This is a genomic window from Exiguobacterium sp. s39 (assembly GCF_018618925.1).
Classification (GTDB): domain Bacteria; phylum Bacillota; class Bacilli; order Exiguobacteriales; family Exiguobacteriaceae; genus Exiguobacterium_A; species Exiguobacterium_A abrahamii.
In genome coordinates, this window is the sequence record NZ_JACSNA010000001.1 from 1,582,332 (window position 1) to 1,599,811 (window position 17,480).

The following is a 17,480-nucleotide window of genomic DNA, read 5'->3' on the forward strand; positions in this document are numbered from 1 at the left end:
GAGGATGAAAAATGCGTACATATGATTGCATTGTGATCGGAACAGGTTCCGCTGGAAATCAAGCGGCTTATAAATTCGCTGAAAAAGGACTACGTGTTGCCATCGTGGAGAACTTCACTCCAGGTGGCACATGCGCACAACGTGGATGTGACGCCAAAAAAATCTTACTGACGGGTAGTGAGACGAAAGACGCTGTCGAGCGATTGCTCGGATACGGCGTAAAGGGGCTGATTTCGATTGATTGGCGCCAATTGATGGAGCGAAAGAATGAATACACACGCGCCATCCCGGAGCAAACACGGAAGCGGTACGCGGAAACGGACATCGACTATTTCCATGGAGAACCGCATTTCGTGTCTTCACATCGCCTTCGAATTGGTGAAGACGAAATCGAAGGGAAACAGTTTTTAATTGCAACCGGTCTAAGACCTCGCGAATTATCTGTACCCGGTAGTGAGCGTTTCATAACAAGTAATGAGTTTCTTGAACTGAAAGAACTTCCACGACGACTCGTCTGCATCGGCGGTGGTTATATCTCGTTCGAGTTCGCCCATCTCGCTCGTATTGCTGGCGCAGACGTCACGATCGTCTTACGTTCTAACCCCTTAAAACAATTCGAGAGCGAATTGGTCGATGTGTTGTTAGAAGCCACACGGGCACTTGGTATCTCGATCATCAAAGAAGCAAAGGTCGTCGCTTACGAAGAGGAATCCCTTCATTTATCGAACGGCGACGTATTGAAGACCGACGTCGTCTTGAATGCGACCGGACGTGTCGCGAGTATCGACCAGCTTGGTCTCGAAGCCATCGGCGTTGCGCATAACGAAAAAGGAATCCATGTCAATGCGTACCTTCAGTCTTCCGTCGAACATATCTATGCCGCAGGAGATGTCGCTGTCAGCGGGAATCCCGCATTGACGCCGTTTGCTGGAACCGAAGGACGACTCGCTGCCGATAACATGCTCGAAGGGAACAACCGGAAACTGGAGCTGCTCCCTGTACCAAGCGTCGTATTCACTGCTCCGAACCTCGCCCTCGTCGGTGAAACGGAAGCTGCTTTGAAAAAAGCAGGTATTCCTTACCGTGGTCGCTTGATCGATACGTCCTCCTGGCAAACGAACGCACGGATCAAAGACATTTTTGCTCGGGCGAAAGTGCTCGTTGGAGAAGATGATCAAGTACTCGGCGCACACTTCATCGGTGTCAATGCAGCGGAACTAGCAAACTATTTCTCGTTTGCGATGCAACACCGGATTCCAAGTACTTCGATGCAACAGACTGGATTCGCTTATCCGACACCGGCTTCAGACATCGCTTCGTTATTCGAGGATTGACAGGAGGATTTTTGATGATTCAATACGTCTATACGATTTTATACGTTGAAGACACTGCACGAACGCTGACATTCTATCGAGACGTTCTTGGCTTATCCGTCAAGGCGGAGCACGGGAGCTACATCGAGTTCGAGACCGGTCAGACGACACTCGCCTTCAATACGCGTGAAGACGTGCAACAGTTGATTCCGGATTACATGATACCGAGTGGAAAAACACAACAGACGTTAGAGATTGGTTTCATCACGGATGACGTCCCTACTCTATTTCAGAAGGTGGTGGAGGCAGGATATGAGACCGTCCTCGCGCCTGCACAAAAACCGTGGGGGCAAGTCGTCGCCTATGTTCTCGACCCCGATGGTCACCTGATCGAACTTTGTACGCCAATGTAATCTAAAAAAAACAGACCGTTCTGCCTGTGCAGAACGGTCTGTTTTGATATGCAGGAAAGAATTAGTTAGATGTTTCAACGAATTCTTTAAGTGCGTCTTTTGGCATGAAGCCCATTGTTTTGTTGACAGGTTGTCCATCTTTGAAGAGAACGAGTGTCGGGATACTTTGAACTTGGAATGCTCCAGCTACTTCTGGGTTTGCATCTACGTCGACTTTGACGATTTTTACATCTTGCATGTCAGCATCGAGTTCTTCAAGAACAGGTGCGAGCATACGACATGGTCCACACCATGTTGCCCAAAAATCAACAAGGACGAGACCTTCTTGTGTTTCTTCTTTAAATGATTGGCTAGTTGCGTGTACGATTGCCATTGATCATAACCTCCTAATGAGTAGATCCACCCGGTAAAAAAATGGGTGATCTCTTTATTGATTCGAGTATATCATAGCAGTCTCTTCCAACAAACGAAACTGCTCACGCGAAAAATCTGCAAAAACAACCGGCACCATGATAATGGCACCGGTCTTCAAACTCATCCGTGAACGAGCATTTTTTTGAATTCAGCTGTCAATAGTGGCACGACGTCGAACAAATCACCGACGATGCCATAGTCAGCGACAGAGAAGATGTTCGCTTCCGGGTCCTTGTTGATCGCAACGATCACTTTGGCATTTGACATCCCTGCTAAGTGTTGGATCGCACCTGAGATCCCACACGCGATATAAAGGTCCGGTGTAACGACTTTACCTGTCTGACCGATTTGAAGCGCATAGTCGCAGTAATCTGCATCACAAGCACCACGCGAAGCACCCACTGCTCCTCCGAGGACATCTGCTAGTTCTTGTAACGGTGCGAAGCCGTCCGAACTCTTGACGCCTCGTCCACCTGCGACGATGACTTTTGCCTCTGACAAATCAACGCCGCCTGTTGCTTTGCGTACGATGTCTGCGACGATTGTCCGTAAATCCTTCAGTTCAACCGTAACCGACTCGACCGTTCCTTGTGAACTACCTGCTTCGAGCGGATCGATGTTGTTCGGACGGACTGTAAAGAGTGTCTTGCCTTCTGCGACTTTAACTTTTTCAAATGCTTTCCCCGAGTAGATCGGGCGAATGAATGACGCATCTGCGCCTTCCCCTTCAATCGCCGTCACATCACTGATCAAACCGGCTTGTAGTTTTGCCGCGATCTTCGGTGATAGATCCTTGCCGAGCGACGTATGACCGAAGACGAGCACGTCGGGTGACGTTCGATTCATCAACTCGAGGAAGACTTGTCCATAACCGTCTGGCGTGTAGTGTAAAAGACGCTCATCCTCGACGATGAGGACTTGGTCAGCTCCGCGTGATGCTAGAGCATCGGCATCCTTTGCGACATCGTGTCCAATCAGGACCGCGATGACTTCATCTGCGACACGTCGCGCTGCTGCGATTGCCTCAAACGACACATTCCGTAAACTACCATCCCGTGATTCTGCGAGTACTAATGCTTTTGTCATTCGTTTCTCCCCCTTAGACCACTTTTGCTTCGTTACGTAATAATGATGCGAGCTGCGCGACTTGCTCGTTCAGTTCACCTTCGAGGATCTTACCAGCTGCTTTGTTCGGTGGTAAGAAACGCTCAATCGTTTCTAGACGTGGTGCGAGTTCGTCTTCATCAAGTTCGAGATCATCGAGTTCGAGTTCTTCAAGCGGCTTCTTCTTCGCTTTCATGATTCCCGGAAGACTTGGATAACGCGGTTCGTTCAACCCTTGTTGCGCAGTGACGAGTAACGGAAGTGTTGTTTCGATCGTCTCCGTATCCCCTTCAGCGTCGCGTGTCACGACAGCTTTCGTACCGTCGAGCTCTAGTTTCGTGATCGTCGTCACGTAAGGGATATCAAGTAGTTCTGCGACGCGAGGCGCCACTTGACCACTTCCGCCATCGACTGCGACGTTTCCGGCGATGACGAGATCAACCGTTTGTTCCTTCAAATAACCAGCGAGCACTTCAGAAATCGTGAAATGATCTGCCTCTTCGATATCATCTTCAATCGATATACGAACTGCTTGATCCGCTCCCATTGCGAGTGCTGTTCGTAATTCCTTGTCCGCATCTTCCGGTCCGACCGTCACGACCGTCACCGTTCCCCCTTGTGCATCACGGACACGAATCGCTTCTTCTACCGCATACTCATCGTATGGGTTAATGATGAACTCAGCGCCATCCTCATCGATTTGACCATTCTCGAGTTGGATTGCTTCTTCCGTATCGAATGTGCGTTTCAACAGTACATAGATTTCCATCTCATGCTCCCCCTTGTCGTCTATTCACCATCATTCTTTGTATCCGCTTACATAGTTGTTGTCATGAAAAGGGCTTAACTCAGCCCTTTGATCAACATCCGATGAATCCCGTCGCGTGTCTCAAGCAACTCATATTTGAATCCACTTGCCATCCAGCTCGTCACGACCTCATCGATCGTTCCGAAAATCATCTGACGTGCTAATCGATAATCCAGATCGTTTGAAAACTCACCTGTCGTCATCCCGTGCTTAACGACCCGGTCAATCAGATGCAAGTACGGCTTTAAGACGGCAGCGATGTTTTGACGCATGTCTTGGTTCGATTGACGCAACTCAATCTGCGTGACGACCGCTAAATCATAGTCGACGGATAATTGCTCGAGGTGTGCCTCGATCAATGCTGCCAATTGTTCCGTCGCTGATGTATGGCTCGCGATTTGTCCTTCGGAATATTCGATGAAGCTTCCCATTTTCGCTTGGAATAGCGAAATCAAGAGATGTTCTTTATTCTTGAAGTACAGATAGATCGTTCCATCCGCAACCCCGGCTTCCTTTGCGATGGCAGTCACTTTCGCTCCATGGTAGCCGTTCTTGGCGATGACTTTTACGGCGGCATCAATGATGCGGTCACTCTTTGACATTGTTCGTTTCATTCCACTATCTCCTAACGCATAAAATGAATGATGGTTCATTCATATTTATTCTATCATGTCATTTTATCCTGTCAACTGCTTTCTTCGAGTTGTTTGGCACGTTCTTCTTCAACGAGAACACGGCGGAGAATCTTACCAACGAACGTCTTCGGTAACTCTTGCCGGAATTCATACTGCTTCGGCACTTTGAACGATGCTAACTGTTTACGACAGAATTGATCGAGTTCTTCTTCCGTGACCGTCATCTCATCCTTGACGACGATGAACGCCTTGACGGTCTCTCCGCGGTAGACATCCGGAACACCGATGACGACCGCTTCTTTAACGGCTGGGTGTTCATATAGGATTTCTTCGACTTCACGTGGATAAATGTTGAATCCAGAAGCAATGATCAAATCTTTTTTCCGATCGACGATTCGGAAATAATGATCCTCACCGATATATCCAAGGTCTCCCGTATGCAACCAACCGTTTCGCAGAACAGCTTGCGTATCTTCTGGTCGTTTCCAGTATCCTTTCATGACTTGCGGACCTGTGACGATAATCTCACCAATCTCACCTGGAGCAGCTGGTGTCTCTCCGTCCGCTTGGACGATTTTCGCTTGCGTATCGGGTACCGGAATACCGACCGTTCCAGGAATCCGACGATCCCAGATACAGTTCGTATGCGTCACCGGACTCGTTTCAGACAGACCGTATCCTTCAACGATCCGCCCACCCGTCAGCGCTTCGAATTTTTCCTGCACTTCGACTGGTAGAGGAGCTGAACCAGAAATACAGGCTTCAATCGAAGAGAGATCATACTTCTTCAGCTTCGGATGATTCAATAGACCAACATACATCGTCGGAGCACCTGGGAACAGATTCGGTTTTTCCTTATGAATCGTCTTGAGTACCTGTTCGATATCGAATTTCGGAACGATGATTTGTTCATAGGCATTAAATATGCCGAAATTGAGGTTACACGTCATGCCATAGACATGGAAATAAGGAACGACTGCTAACAGCTTCCGTCCATCTCCTCGATTGTATTTATAGAACCAGTTGTCGATCTGTTCGACGTTTGCACTCAAGTTAAAGTGTGTCAACATGACACCTTTTGGAGCGCCTGTCGTTCCACCCGTATATTGGAGAACCGCGACGTCCTCCTTCGGTTGAATCGCGACTGGTGTAATCGGTTCATACCCCCGCAAAGATAAAAACGGGATCGAACCTGTCGTATCAATGATGATGTTGTTATCTTTCCGTGCTTTAATCGGATAGAGTTTATTTTTAGGGAAGGGAAGGTAATCCGCGATACTTGTCGTCACGACGGTCTTGAGTGTCGTCGACGCCTTGACACGAGACGCTTTCGGATAGAGTAGATCGAGCGTCACGAGCATATGTGCTCCTGAATCGACGAGAATCTGTTCAAGTTCACGGTCTGTATAGAGTGGGTTCACTTGGACGACGATACCACCTGCATAGAGAACAGCATAATAACTGATCATATACTGGGGACAGTTCGGTAACATCAGTCCGACGCGATCCCCTTTTTTTAGTCCGTGCTCTTGTAATAGGCTCCCAAGTGCGCGGGCCTCGTCACGTACTTCACGAAACGTCATACGTTTTCCTAAGAAACTCAAGGCACGTTGTTCTGGAAAATCAGTCGCTGCCTCATCGAGTGCCTGATAAAGAGGTAATTCTCGATAATCAATCGATGCGGGTACTTGCTCGGGATAATCAGATAACCAAACGGATTCCATACGTTTCCCTCCCTGATAATGAATTACTATTCATTTTTATTATACGTTGAATCGAATTCGACATGCCAGTAAAATCCAAAAAAAGAAATCAAATCTGCTTGTTTTTTTCGATTCGTTCAATTAGAAATCATCATACAAAAAAGCAGCACCACCCTTTCTCGTTTCCGAAAAAGAAGAAGCACTGCTTTTTAATAGACATCACCGGGATGGATACGTAAATCCTTCACCAATGACTTCGCGCACTTTATGAATGACGACGAAGGCGCGGGGATCCGCTGCTTCGACGATCTGTTTCAACGGTGCCAGTTGTCGTTTATCGACGATCATATACAACATATCATTCTTTTGTTTCGTGAAATGACCGTGACTGTGGATGACCGTCGCGCTACGACCGAGTGTCTCTGTCAGGATCGTCGCGATCTCCTCTTGGCGATGACTGATGATCGTGACCGCTTCGCGGACATTTAATCCTTCGCTGACGAGATCAATCAAGTACGAGCCGATGATGATTGCAATCAACGTGTATAGCATCGTCTCTTCTCCGAACAGAAATCCTGATGCACCGACGACCGCGACATCGATGATGAACATCGAGACCGCGATACTGAGATTCAAGTATTTATTCATCAGTCGAGCGATGATGACTCCCCCGCCCGTCGTTCCTCCAGCACGAATGACGAGACCAATCCCAACACCAATCAGAATTCCCGCATAGACCGTACCGATTAAACGGCTATCTGATGAAGTTGCAAGACTTGCTGTTGAGGAGAGGACAAATGATGTGACGGCGACCGAGATGACGGAGTAAAGCATCGTCTTCCGGCTGAGGAATCGATAACCGACGACGAACAGCAAGGCGTTCGCAATCAGGGAAACAAGTCCCGTATCCCAGCCATAGAGATAGTAGAAGATGACCGTGATCCCGATCAATCCACCTTCAGATAAATCGTTCGGAATCGTAAAGTAGTTGATTCCAAAGGCGAGAATCGCCGATCCGATGATGACCCAGAAGATGTCCTTCCAAGAAATCAATTGCATCGCCTCAAAAGCACGGCGTCTCGTTTCTGTCGTTGTTGATGTTTTTCGTACGTTCATATGCGTTCCTCCTTTTTTGATTAGGCGTGGCTTCCAATAAAAATTCCGTACTGAAACGATGTCAGTACGGAATGATCACACGGTAAGACCGGTTCTTTTAATTAAATACAATCCAAAGGATACCGACGACCAAAAAGGCGATCGAAACCCCGAACATGATTTTCGCTAAACGTTCTAACACGGATTCACCCCACTAACGCTGATCCGATGACGTAGGACATGCCGATCGATAAGGCACATGAAATGATACCGACAGCAATGTTGCCGTTCTCGATTTCACGGTCTACCGGCAAATTCGGTGTCAGGAATTCAAAGATCCAGTATGTCGATATCAACAGTAAGAAGCCAAAAGCACTTTCAAGAAATATCGACCCGACCCGTTCTTCCCCTTGAACAGCGAAATGAACGATATTGGCGAGTCCGATGATTTTTCCACCTGTTGCTAACGCAACGGCGATGTTGCCACTCTTGATATGTTCCCAGTTTTTATACCGGGTTGTCAACTCAAAAAGTGCAAGTCCTAAAATGATCAGTAATCCCGCGACCGAATAGAGCGCTGTCGTATAGACATAGACGTTCTCAAAAATGTTCATCTTGCTTTCCTCATTTCAGTTCGATGATCGTCACACCGTGTCCGCCTTCACCTTGACCACCTAAGCGGTGACCTTTGACGTGACGATGACCTTTCAAGAATTCTTGGACACCTTGACGCATCGCTCCCGTACCCAGACCATGGATGACACGAATGTGGTCGTAGTTCGATAACAAAGCTTGGTCCATGAAGCGTTCGAGCTTCGATAATCCTTCTTCAACACGGACGCCACGTAAATCCAGTTCAGCTGAAGGCGCCGATTGTTTCGTCACACTCGTACCACCAGAACGCCCTTTTGTTTGAGGACGTTTTGGAGTACTGCCGATCTTCGCGAGATCTTCCGGTTTGACATTCACCTTCATGATGCCGACTTGAACAGTGTACTCGCCGTTCGCCTGTTGGTTGATGATATAGCCTTTTTGATTGAACGTCGTGACTTTGACTTCTTCGCCTTTATCAAAACGTGGCGTTTGATCGTATTTCGCTTTTACTTTAGCAATCCGCTTCTCTTGCAGACTCGGCTTCGCATCTTCAAGTTTTTTACGTGCCTCGATCAGTTCATGCTCTTTGACGGCACCAGCATCACGCAATTCTTTCAAACGTTTAATGACGCCTTCAGCCTCTTTTTGGGCACGTTCGACTGCACGTGCTGCTTTTTCTTCCGCTTTTGCCAGAATCTCATTTTTCTCTTCCTGAATCTCTGCTTGTTCTTGCTCGAATTGCTCACGCTCTGCAACGAGTCGTTTCTTCTCTTCTAGCAACTGAGCCTCTAACGTTTCAGCACGCTGTTTCGCTTCTTCCAGTCGTTCGATCATCGTTTCGACGGATTGGGCGTCACTACCGATTTGACCACGTGCCGCGTCGATAATCCGGTCTTCAAGTCCGAGACGTTTTGAAATTTCGAACGCGTTCGAGCGTCCCGGTACACCGATGAGTAAGCGATACGTCGGACTGAGTGATTCGACATCGAATTCCATCGACGCGTTGACGACTCCTTCTCGGTTATAGCCGTATGCTTTTAATTCCGAATAGTGCGTCGTCGCTGCAACACGTGCTCCGCGGCGTTTCACTTCATCAAGAATTGCAATCGCTAGGGCAGCCCCTTCTGTCGGATCCGTTCCCGCTCCTAATTCATCAAACAGCACCAAACTCATGAAATCGATTTTCTCCATCATCGAGACGATGTTCGTCATGTGCGAGCTGAACGTCGACAAGTTTTGTTCAATCGACTGTTCATCTCCGATATCGGCATAAATCGCATCGAAGACACTGAGCTCCGTCTCATCTGCTGCCGGCACGTATAGTCCTGATTGCACCATCAATTGCAAAAGACCAATCGTCTTTAAAGTAACTGTCTTACCACCGGTGTTCGGACCGGTGATGACGAGTGATGTAAAATCGCCACCCAGCGAGACAGTGATCGGTACGACCTCTTCTTTTGGAATGAAGGGATGTCGTGCTTCCTTCAGAATGATATGGCGATTTTCATTCAAGCGTGGTTCGACCGCTCCGATCTGATGACCATACAACGCTTTCGCCATGATGAAATCAAGTTCTGCTAGTACATCGAGGTTGATGCGCAGCGAGTCGCCGACACTCCCGACAAGTGCTGATAATTGGGCAAGGATTCGTTCGATTTCCGCCCGTTCTTTCAAACGCGCTTCTTGAATCTCGTTGTTCGCAGAGACAACGGCTTGTGGTTCGATGAACAACGTCGCACCGGACGCCGACTGATCATGAACGATCCCACCAAACGCTTGACGATATTCTTGTTTGACCGGGACACAGTAGCGATCATTTCGCATCGTCACGATGGCGTCAGACAGCATCTTCGCTTTACTGCGTAAGACACTATCGATTTTTGAACGAACTTGTCCTTCGAGCGAACGCAACTGACTACGTAACGCTCGTAATTTATCACTTGCCGAATCTTGAACAGTTCCTTGGTCGTCAATGGCATGGCGAATCCCCTGTTCGATCTCAACGAGCTTCGTGATCTGTTCGATTCGACTGTCGAGTCGTGGTAATCGTAGATCCGGATGATCTTCATGCAATCGTTCTTGGAACGCCTTCACTTGACGTCCTGAATAGACGACGTCTGCAACGGATAAGAGTTCACTCGTCGAGAGGACCGAACCAATTTCTGCCCGTTTCACTTCACTGCGGACATCTGTCAATCCACCGAACGGGTAACGGTCACGCAATCGGTAAACCGTCGTTGCTTCCGTCGTGACGGCTAACAATTCCTTGACCTGCTCGAACTCTTCCGCTGGATGCATCGCTCGAACGAACTGTGCTCCAAGTGAGCTTGCTGTGAACGATAACATGTTTTCTTTTAACTTCTCATATTCTAAGACGCGTAATGCGTTGGCATTCATTTAATCCACTCCTAAACGTTTTCGACCGAAGAAGGCAAGTGCTGCTTCAGCGCTCCACGTATTGATGACATCAGACGCCTCCAAATAGGCTTTACGTGCATGGAGGACTCCAAGTTTCATATCTTCTAACATTTCTGGTCGGTGTGTATCCGTATTGATCAAAATTTTCACACCAGCAGCCTTCGCTTTTGCTAGGGAACTTGCCGTCAAATCGAATCGTGCAGGGTTTGCATTCATCTCAAGCGCTGTTCCTGTCTCGGCTGCTAGTTCGATCAAGCGATCGACGTTAACGGCATAGCCCTCTCGTCTACCGATGATTCGTCCTGTCGGATGGGCAATCAGAGAAATGTAAGGATTACGACACGCATTCTCAAGCCGTTGCATGATCTCTTCTTCCGTCTGATCGAATTTCGAATGAATCGAGGCAATGACGTAATCCATCTCTTTTAAGAAATCATCTGCATAATCGAGCGACCCATCAGGCAAGATATCCATCTCGACGCCACATAAAATCGTCATCTCGGGATGTTTCTTGCGTGCTGCTTCGATTTCGACCCGTTGCGCACGTAGACGCTCTTCCGTCAATCCATTGACGAACTTCATATACTTACTATGGTCGGTGATCGCCATCCATGTATACCCTCGTGCAGCACACGCATCGACTAGTTCTTCAACAGATAATGTTCCATCTGACCATGTCGTATGCATGTGCACATCTGCTTGAATATCCTGTTCCGTTAAAAGGTGTGACAAATCCTGCTCGAACTCTTGACGCCCTGCTCGTAATTCAGGTGCGATGAACGGTAAGTCGTACCGCGCAAACAATTCTTCTTCCGTCTTCGGCTGTACTAATCCTTGCTCGGTTTCAACGCCATATTCAGAAATGCTCTCTCCCCGTTCTTTGGCGAGCTGACGCATCCGGACATTGTGATCCTTCGAACCCGTGAAGTGATGTAATGTGGATGCGTACGCCGCGTCATCGACGATTCGGAAATCAACCGCGATATAATGGACGTCTCGTTTTAAGACGAGTGATACTTTCGTGCTGCCGGCAGCGATGACTTCATCGATGAGCGACAGTTCCAAGAGTTGCTCCTTGATCCGTTCCGGTTCGTTCGTCGAGAGGATGAAATCAAGATCCTTGCACGTCTCTTCTGCTCGGCGGAAGCTTCCACCAACTTCGAAGCGAATGATTTCATCGAACGACGCAAGGGTCTGATTTAATTCCGCAACGACCTTCCGCATGACACCATACGGTAATCGTTCTGGTCGTGTTTCAAACGTTTCGAGCGCTTTGACGTACTTTTCGACCGTCTTCTTACCGAATCCAGGCATCGCTTCGACTGTACCATCCGCTAATTTCTCTGCAAAGGAATCCGCATCAATGACGCCGACTTCATGCAATTTAGCAAGTTTCTTCCCACCAAGACCTGGGATCTTCAGTAAAGCAATCAGTCCTTCCGGTACTTCTTGTTCGAGTTCCGTCAGTGCCGTACTCGTTCCCGTTTCCCGGTACTCCTCAAGAACAGCAGCCGTTCCTTTACCAATCCCCTTCATCGCCGTGAAATCGTCGATTGCCATGAAGTCAGCATCGGATGCCTCGAGGATACTTGCTGCTTTTCGGAAAGCATTGATCTTAAACGGATTTTCCCCTTTAACCTCTAGATAGACTGAGATTCGTTCTAAGTGACGCATTGCATCTTGAATCGTACGCATGTGCAATTCTCCCCTCAAAAAAAGCTCCCATTTAACGGGAGCATGTTTATTTTATCAATCCAACTTTGTCCATCAGCCAATTCGCAAGGAGCGGTGTATGTTGGATGATGAAGCTTGCCAAACTCGAGTCTGCGATCGCATCCTGTATCGACTGAATCGGAACGAATGCTGCGAGGAACAAGAGTAAGAAAATGAAGATGTACATCTCGATAAAGCCGAAGACGCCACCTAATAATCCTTTGACTTGTTTTAAAATCGGAATGTTCGTCAACGAATCAAACATCGACAACAAGATTGCTAAGATGATTTTTGTACCGAAGAACAGGACGACGAACCAAAAGGCTTTGTAGAACACCTCATCGAGTCGTGCTGAACTTGGAATTGCGAACATCGTCAAGTCGATTCCCGCATCATCTAGTGTCGACGGATACGGTACCCACAAACGGAATTTCGTCGCCAATTCTTCATAAAACGACAAGGCGACGATGAAGGAAATGATCAGGCTGAGCAAATGCCCGGCCTGCAATACGACTCCCCGTCGGACACCCGTCATGACGCCTAAGGCGAGAAGTAATAAGATAACGAAAGAAATCATAGTTTATAGTTCACCCAAATTCTTTTTTATTTTTACGTAATCACTACCAATATTAAGCGCCGCTAGGACGGCGATTTGACGAACGTCGAGTTGTGGTGCTTGTTCTCGGATTTCTCGAATTTTCGTATCGACGAGGAGACCCACTTCGCGTACGTGTTCTGGCGACTCCGTTCCGACAATCGTATAATCATTGCCTGCGATATGAATCGTCGTCCGGTTCAACCCTTCTGAATCAGCCATTTTTCTGTCCTCCTCATACTTTGCTTCTTTCATATAGTACCATCATTTTCGTTTTAGGAAAAGAAGTCCCCCATCGGTCTTAAGGATGGTATGCTTAATCCCGGAAAGGGAGGTTATCTCGTGGGAACTACCGTTTTACGCTTATCTAAAGAAAAGCAAGACCTCGTCATACAAGAGTTTAAACAAGGACAGACGAAGAGTCCACCGTATGCCCGCTTCGCCGCTAAAGTACCTGGATGTGTCATCACGATTTACAATTCTGGAAAAGTGATGTTTCAAGGAACGGAAGCTGAAACCATCGCTTCACGCTTCGGTACGGCTACACCGACTAAATCGAAGGAACCACTTGTTTCAACGTTACCAAATGGTTTCTCGGAATGGTCCGTCGCTGGCAGTGACGAAGTCGGAAAAGGCGATTTCTTCGGTCCACTCGTCGTCGTCGCTTCCTTCGTTGATCGAAAGCAGATTGCACTTCTTCACGAACTCGGTGTTCGAGACTCCAAACATCTGAACGATACCGAGATTCGTCGGATTGCTCGCGATCTCCATGCTGTCATTCCGTACACATATCGTATCCTACACAATCCAGAATACAATCAGATGCAACGAACGATGACACAAGGAAAGATGACTGCCCTGATGCATAATGATGTACTCGAGCGACTTCTTGACCAACTGGAGACGAAACCAGAAGCGATTTTGATTGATCAGTTCGCTGAAAAGACTGTTTACTACAAACACTTGTCTGGTGTCGTCAATCCCGTTCGAGAAAATGTCTACTTCTCGACCAAGGCGGAACAACTCCATGTCGCCGTCGCTGCCTCATCCATCATCGCTCGCGCCATCTTTTTGAAGGAGATGGACAAGTTGAGCGAGACAACAGGTGTCGTCATTCCGAAAGGTGCTGGTGCTAAAGTGGATCAAGTCGCCGCTTCACTGATCTTACGTTATGGAGCTGACAAACTTCGTGACTGGACGAAAGCCCATTTTGCGAATACGAAAAAGGCACAACAACTAGCCACGAAACGAAACCGACCATGACCTTAACGGAATGGTCGGTTTTTTTAAATGACGGACTCCCCTTCAGACAGTCGTTCTAATTCCGCAAGAAGTATATGTTTTTCATTAAAAGGAATCGTTTTTGTACCGATTCGTTCTACCTCATCATGACCTTTCCCGACAATGACGATTCGTTTCCCTTCGTGCGCCAGATGCGCTGCTTGTACGAGCGCTTCATGACGGGACGTATGACAACCTACTAAATGTTCACGTGGAATATCAACGATTAGCTCTTCGATGATTCGATCCGGATTCTCTGTCCTCGCATCATGGACCGTTGCGATGATGTGTTCACAATATTTGCTTGCGATCCGCCCCATCTCCGCTCGTTTCGTTCGATCACGCTCTCCAGCTGCACTTAAAACGACCGATAGCGACTCTCCGGAAGAAGTGAGTGCCTGTAAACATTTTTCTAGACCATCCGGTGTATGGGCATAATCGATATAAATCTCACAAGGTGCCCAGTCCAGTCGTTCGAGTCGTCCTTTCGGCAATTCCAGTTCTGGAATATGACGAATCAAGGTATAGAGATTGGCATCGCCTGCCCGCAACAATCCCATCGCCGCCGCTAAATTCGCTGCATTGAATTCACCTAGTAAAGCTGTCGGCACACGCGTCGTCGTCTCGTCGATCCGCACATTGACGGTGTCCGTCAACCACTCGACCGCGATCTGTGACGTCCGGTGTGGTTGCGTCGTATACCAGATGACGGGTTGTAAAGGCGCAGCTTCTCGCATGACGCGACTCCAACCATCTTCTCGATTCAAGACGATGGTCCGACCATTTGACGTAGCAACTTGTTGAAACAACAAAGCTTTCGTCTTGGCGTAATCCTCCATTGAATGATGGTAATCCAGATGATCATGCGTCAGGTTCGTAAATGCTGCCGAGTGGAAAGACACTCCCTCGACTCGACCTTCGGCTAATGCGTGAGAAGACACTTCAATGATGCAATCAGTCACGCCTTTTTCAACCATTTCATACAACAGTCGATGTAAGATGATGGCTTCAGGCGTCGTATTCGGCGTCTCAATGAGTTCCTCATCAATTCGTGCACCGACCGTGCTGATCATGCCGGCTTTTATACCTGTTGCTCGAAAGAGATCATACGCCAATTTCGTCGTCGTCGTTTTTCCATTCGTTCCGGTTACACCGTATACACGCATCTTTTGACTCGGTTGATTGTAAAAGCGATTCGCGACTTGACCTGCAAGTCGTTTCGTATCCGGCACAGTAATGACGGGAACCGGGCAATCCGGAAACGATCGTTCAGCTAAAATCGCCACAGCACCGTTTTGGATTGCCTGATTGATATAATCGTGACCATCAACCGTGTAGCCGTTGATACAGATGAATAATCCGCCAGGTCTGATTTGTCGCGAATCGGTTGCGATATTCGTGATGAGTGGATTGATTGCTTCCTTTATAGTGAATGGTAATAGTTCAGTCAGGAGCTTCGCTAGTCGATTCATGATGTACTCTTCCCTTCTTTGTCTCTTCTCTATGTCAAGATGAATTAGTCAACCGATCACATAAACAGTCGTATCCATTGTTTCAAGTAAATCAAATACTCTTTTACGGAACATACCCGCTTTAAGACTTGCTTAATCTTTTATCATGCTAGAAAATTATTCTCTTCAATGCATGAAATGAGCGTTTCTTCCCTTGCACCTCTTAATCAGCTTTGATACACTCTTAAAGTTAACTAGTTAACTAAAAGGAGAAATAGGATGCTCTATACACAAGAAGATGTACTCGGACAACTATCAAAAGTCTCACGTCTCGTAAAACGAGAGATTGATGCTACCTTGCTTCCCTACTCGTTACATACGGGTCAATGGGCACTAATAAAAGCAGTTGCATTACTACAACCTGTTTCACAAGTCCAACTGGCCGATTATCTAATCATTGAAAAACCAGCTGTGACGAAAACCGTCTCACGTCTTGAGACGCTTGGTTTCATCACTCGGATAAAAGAAGGACGAACACACTTTGTCTCATTGACACCTCTAGCCATTGAACGGTTCGACCAAATCGATGCTGCGGTCCAAGAGACCCACCAACGCTTACTCGCCTCCTTCTCCCTTACCGATCAGCAACAGCTCGGTGAGTGGATGACGCACCTACTTACTCTACATCGACAGGAGGAATCTTCATGATCGCTCGGTTATTCTCGCGTCATTACGTCATGACGCTGATCATTAACCTATTGCTCTTCATCACGTTTTATCTACTCAATGCCTCACTTCCACTACTCGCTGCTAAGCAGTTTCCGGTCTCCGCTTCAGCCCTCGGATGGATTGTGACGAGCTTCATCCTGGCAACCGTCTGTTCTCGTCCACTGATTGGTCACTGGTTAGATCGTTATGATTTAAAGCGTGTCTTAATGGTCTCTGCAAGTCTCTTTGCATTAATGAGCCTCTGCTACTTGCTTGTCTTACCACTGGAATCATTCTTCTATTTAATCGTCATCCGTGTCATCCATGGCTTTAGTTTCGGGATGCTATCTTCTTCAATTAGTCTCGCCGTTACGACATTGATTCCAAAGACACGTCAAGGAGAAGGGATGGGCTATTTCGTCCTATCGATGAACTTGGCATCCGTCCTTGGTCCCGTCATCGGTCTAACCTTCATCCAGGAAAAAGCATTCATTCTTTACTTCGTGACGGTTGCCGCCCTAGCGATCATCTCCTTCTTGTTAATGACGCGTCTGCCACTGACGAGTCAACATATCCCAAGCACGTCCGCGTTTCGTTTAAGTCAGTCTCTCTTCTTATCGCGTCCGCTTTTGTTGGTGGCGACTCTGTTGGCAGGCGTTGCGATCTCTAGTACATCTGCGTTCATTTCACTGTACACGGACTCGATCGGTCATATCGCATATGCTTCTTATTTTTATGCGCTAGTGGCTCTCGGGATGGTCGCGATTCGACCGATTGCTGGAAAACTGTTCGACCAGCGAGGAGCTGCATTCGTGTTGTTGCCATCGTATGTTCTTTATATGATGGGCTTTGTCATTCTCGGCATGTATCCTTCATTGGCTGGTTTATTGCTTGCAGCCGTCATTATTGGAGTCGGTTCTGCTTCTATCTTCCCTGGTCTTCAAACCGTTCTCTTGAACTTCGCACCTCCCGCACAGAAAGGAAAAGCCATCTCGACCTTTTTCCTTGCTTATGACACAGGTTTTGGAATCGGTGCCTTGATTCTTGCTACGGTCGCAAGCGGTATCGGCTATTCCAATATGTTCTTGTCCTGTAGTCTGATTGTTCTCGTAAGTGGTCTACTGTATTTCACCTTTACGAAACGACAAGCTGCTTCATCTGAAACAGAAGAACTTGCTTCTTGAATCTGTCGTCAAACGAAAAACAGCCGCCTTCCTCTGAAAGGAAAGCGGCTG

17 protein-coding genes are annotated in these 17,480 nt (G+C 47.5%); 5 read left to right on the forward strand and 12 right to left on the reverse strand.

Features of this window, described 5'->3' with window-relative positions:
• Positions 1-11: 11 nt before the first annotated feature.
• Together KNQ11_RS08355 and KNQ11_RS08360 are read left to right on the forward strand one after the other, a co-directional pair.
• The gene (locus KNQ11_RS08355; RefSeq protein WP_214723772.1) at positions 12-1,334 is read left to right on the forward strand and encodes a dihydrolipoyl dehydrogenase family protein; all 1,323 of its coding nucleotides are present in this window, start codon (positions 12-14) and stop codon (positions 1,332-1,334) included.
• A gap of 11 nt (positions 1,335-1,345) precedes the next feature.
• Positions 1,346-1,726, forward strand: coding sequence for a VOC family protein (locus tag KNQ11_RS08360; RefSeq protein WP_483299364.1), 381 nt, complete (start codon positions 1,346-1,348; stop codon positions 1,724-1,726).
• Between the two features lie 61 nt (positions 1,727-1,787).
• On the opposite strand, the gene trxA is transcribed toward KNQ11_RS08360, so the two are convergent.
• The 11 genes from trxA to zapA form a co-directional block, all read right to left on the reverse strand.
• Positions 1,788-2,099: a thioredoxin gene (gene trxA / locus KNQ11_RS08365; protein ID WP_023468994.1), complete on the reverse strand. Its 312-nt coding sequence runs from the start codon at positions 2,097-2,099 to the stop codon at positions 1,788-1,790.
• A 161-nt stretch (positions 2,100-2,260) separates the two neighbouring features.
• Positions 2,261-3,226, reverse strand: a complete 966-nt coding sequence (locus KNQ11_RS08370; RefSeq protein WP_149427696.1) for an electron transfer flavoprotein subunit alpha/FixB family protein — start codon at positions 3,224-3,226, stop codon at positions 2,261-2,263.
• A gap of 13 nt (positions 3,227-3,239) precedes the next feature.
• A complete protein-coding gene (locus KNQ11_RS08375; RefSeq protein WP_050677631.1) occupies positions 3,240-4,013 on the reverse strand; it encodes an electron transfer flavoprotein subunit beta/FixA family protein in 774 nt (257 codons plus the stop codon).
• Positions 4,014-4,087: 74 nt separating this feature from the next.
• Positions 4,088-4,666, reverse strand: coding sequence for a fatty acid metabolism transcriptional regulator FadR (locus tag KNQ11_RS08380; protein WP_050677632.1), 579 nt, complete (start codon positions 4,664-4,666; stop codon positions 4,088-4,090).
• 71 nt (positions 4,667-4,737) lie between these two features.
• On the reverse strand, positions 4,738-6,411 hold the full coding sequence (locus KNQ11_RS08385) for an AMP-binding protein (protein ID WP_050677633.1): 1,674 nt from the start codon (positions 6,409-6,411) through the stop codon (positions 4,738-4,740).
• 198 nt (positions 6,412-6,609) lie between these two features.
• Positions 6,610-7,506 (reverse strand): YitT family protein, encoded by an 897-nt coding sequence (locus KNQ11_RS08390; protein WP_050677634.1) that lies wholly within the window; start codon positions 7,504-7,506, stop codon positions 6,610-6,612.
• 185 nt (positions 7,507-7,691) lie between these two features.
• The gene (locus KNQ11_RS08395) at positions 7,692-8,099 is read right to left on the reverse strand and encodes a DUF350 domain-containing protein (protein ID WP_023469001.1); all 408 of its coding nucleotides are present in this window, start codon (positions 8,097-8,099) and stop codon (positions 7,692-7,694) included.
• A gap of 10 nt (positions 8,100-8,109) precedes the next feature.
• Positions 8,110-10,476 (reverse strand): endonuclease MutS2, encoded by a 2,367-nt coding sequence (locus tag KNQ11_RS08400; protein ID WP_214771082.1) that lies wholly within the window; start codon positions 10,474-10,476, stop codon positions 8,110-8,112.
• Positions 10,477-12,192 carry a DNA polymerase/3'-5' exonuclease PolX gene (gene polX / locus KNQ11_RS08405; RefSeq protein WP_214771085.1) on the reverse strand — a complete coding sequence of 572 codons (1,716 nt, stop codon included), beginning with the start codon at positions 12,190-12,192 and terminating at the stop codon, positions 10,477-10,479.
• A 46-nt stretch (positions 12,193-12,238) separates the two neighbouring features.
• Positions 12,239-12,787, reverse strand: coding sequence for a CvpA family protein (locus tag KNQ11_RS08410; RefSeq protein ID WP_050677637.1), 549 nt, complete (start codon positions 12,785-12,787; stop codon positions 12,239-12,241).
• A 3-nt stretch (positions 12,788-12,790) separates the two neighbouring features.
• The gene (gene zapA, locus KNQ11_RS08415) at positions 12,791-13,027 is read right to left on the reverse strand and encodes a cell division protein ZapA (RefSeq protein ID WP_029342308.1); all 237 of its coding nucleotides are present in this window, start codon (positions 13,025-13,027) and stop codon (positions 12,791-12,793) included.
• 120 nt (positions 13,028-13,147) lie between these two features.
• Between zapA and rnhC the strand changes: the two genes are divergently transcribed.
• A complete protein-coding gene (gene rnhC / locus KNQ11_RS08420; protein WP_149427699.1) occupies positions 13,148-14,068 on the forward strand; it encodes a ribonuclease HIII in 921 nt (306 codons plus the stop codon).
• 23 nt (positions 14,069-14,091) lie between these two features.
• On the opposite strand, the gene KNQ11_RS08425 is transcribed toward rnhC, so the two are convergent.
• Positions 14,092-15,558: a UDP-N-acetylmuramoyl-L-alanyl-D-glutamate--2,6-diaminopimelate ligase gene (locus KNQ11_RS08425; protein WP_149427700.1), complete on the reverse strand. Its 1,467-nt coding sequence runs from the start codon at positions 15,556-15,558 to the stop codon at positions 14,092-14,094.
• Positions 15,559-15,816: 258 nt separating this feature from the next.
• Here KNQ11_RS08425 and KNQ11_RS08430 point away from each other — a divergent pair, with 258 nt between their 5' ends.
• Both KNQ11_RS08430 and KNQ11_RS08435 read left to right on the forward strand, forming a co-directional pair.
• The gene (locus KNQ11_RS08430) at positions 15,817-16,245 is read left to right on the forward strand and encodes a MarR family winged helix-turn-helix transcriptional regulator (protein WP_023469008.1); all 429 of its coding nucleotides are present in this window, start codon (positions 15,817-15,819) and stop codon (positions 16,243-16,245) included.
• Positions 16,242-17,429, forward strand: coding sequence for an MFS transporter (locus tag KNQ11_RS08435; protein WP_149427701.1), 1,188 nt, complete (start codon positions 16,242-16,244; stop codon positions 17,427-17,429). The genes KNQ11_RS08430 and KNQ11_RS08435 overlap by 4 nt, the downstream gene beginning before the upstream one ends.
• Positions 17,430-17,480 lie beyond the last annotated feature (51 nt).

Excerpts from the sequence above, each read along its gene's own strand:
- polX (WP_214771085.1), bottom strand. The coding sequence starts at position 12,192 with ATGCGTACGATTCAAGATGCAATGCGTCACTTAGAACGAATCTCAGTC.
- KNQ11_RS08380 (WP_050677632.1), bottom strand. The coding sequence starts at position 4,666 with ATGAAACGAACAATGTCAAAGAGTGACCGCATCATTGATGCCGCCGTA.
- KNQ11_RS08430 (WP_023469008.1), top strand. The coding sequence starts at position 15,817 with ATGCTCTATACACAAGAAGATGTACTCGGACAACTATCAAAAGTCTCA.
- KNQ11_RS08375 (WP_050677631.1), bottom strand. The coding sequence starts at position 4,013 with ATGGAAATCTATGTACTGTTGAAACGCACATTCGATACGGAAGAAGCA.
- KNQ11_RS08400 (WP_214771082.1), bottom strand. The coding sequence starts at position 10,476 with ATGAATGCCAACGCATTACGCGTCTTAGAATATGAGAAGTTAAAAGAA.
- zapA (WP_029342308.1), bottom strand. The coding sequence starts at position 13,027 with ATGGCTGATTCAGAAGGGTTGAACCGGACGACGATTCATATCGCAGGC.
- KNQ11_RS08435 (WP_149427701.1), top strand. The coding sequence starts at position 16,242 with ATGATCGCTCGGTTATTCTCGCGTCATTACGTCATGACGCTGATCATT.
- KNQ11_RS08355 (WP_214723772.1), top strand. The coding sequence starts at position 12 with ATGCGTACATATGATTGCATTGTGATCGGAACAGGTTCCGCTGGAAAT.
- KNQ11_RS08390 (WP_050677634.1), bottom strand. The coding sequence starts at position 7,506 with ATGAACGTACGAAAAACATCAACAACGACAGAAACGAGACGCCGTGCT.
- KNQ11_RS08395 (WP_023469001.1), bottom strand. The coding sequence starts at position 8,099 with ATGAACATTTTTGAGAACGTCTATGTCTATACGACAGCGCTCTATTCG.
- KNQ11_RS08385 (WP_050677633.1), bottom strand. The coding sequence starts at position 6,411 with ATGGAATCCGTTTGGTTATCTGATTATCCCGAGCAAGTACCCGCATCG.
- KNQ11_RS08410 (WP_050677637.1), bottom strand. The coding sequence starts at position 12,787 with ATGATTTCTTTCGTTATCTTATTACTTCTCGCCTTAGGCGTCATGACG.
- KNQ11_RS08425 (WP_149427700.1), bottom strand. The coding sequence starts at position 15,558 with ATGAATCGACTAGCGAAGCTCCTGACTGAACTATTACCATTCACTATA.
- KNQ11_RS08370 (WP_149427696.1), bottom strand. The coding sequence starts at position 3,226 with ATGACAAAAGCATTAGTACTCGCAGAATCACGGGATGGTAGTTTACGG.
- trxA (WP_023468994.1), bottom strand. The coding sequence starts at position 2,099 with ATGGCAATCGTACACGCAACTAGCCAATCATTTAAAGAAGAAACACAA.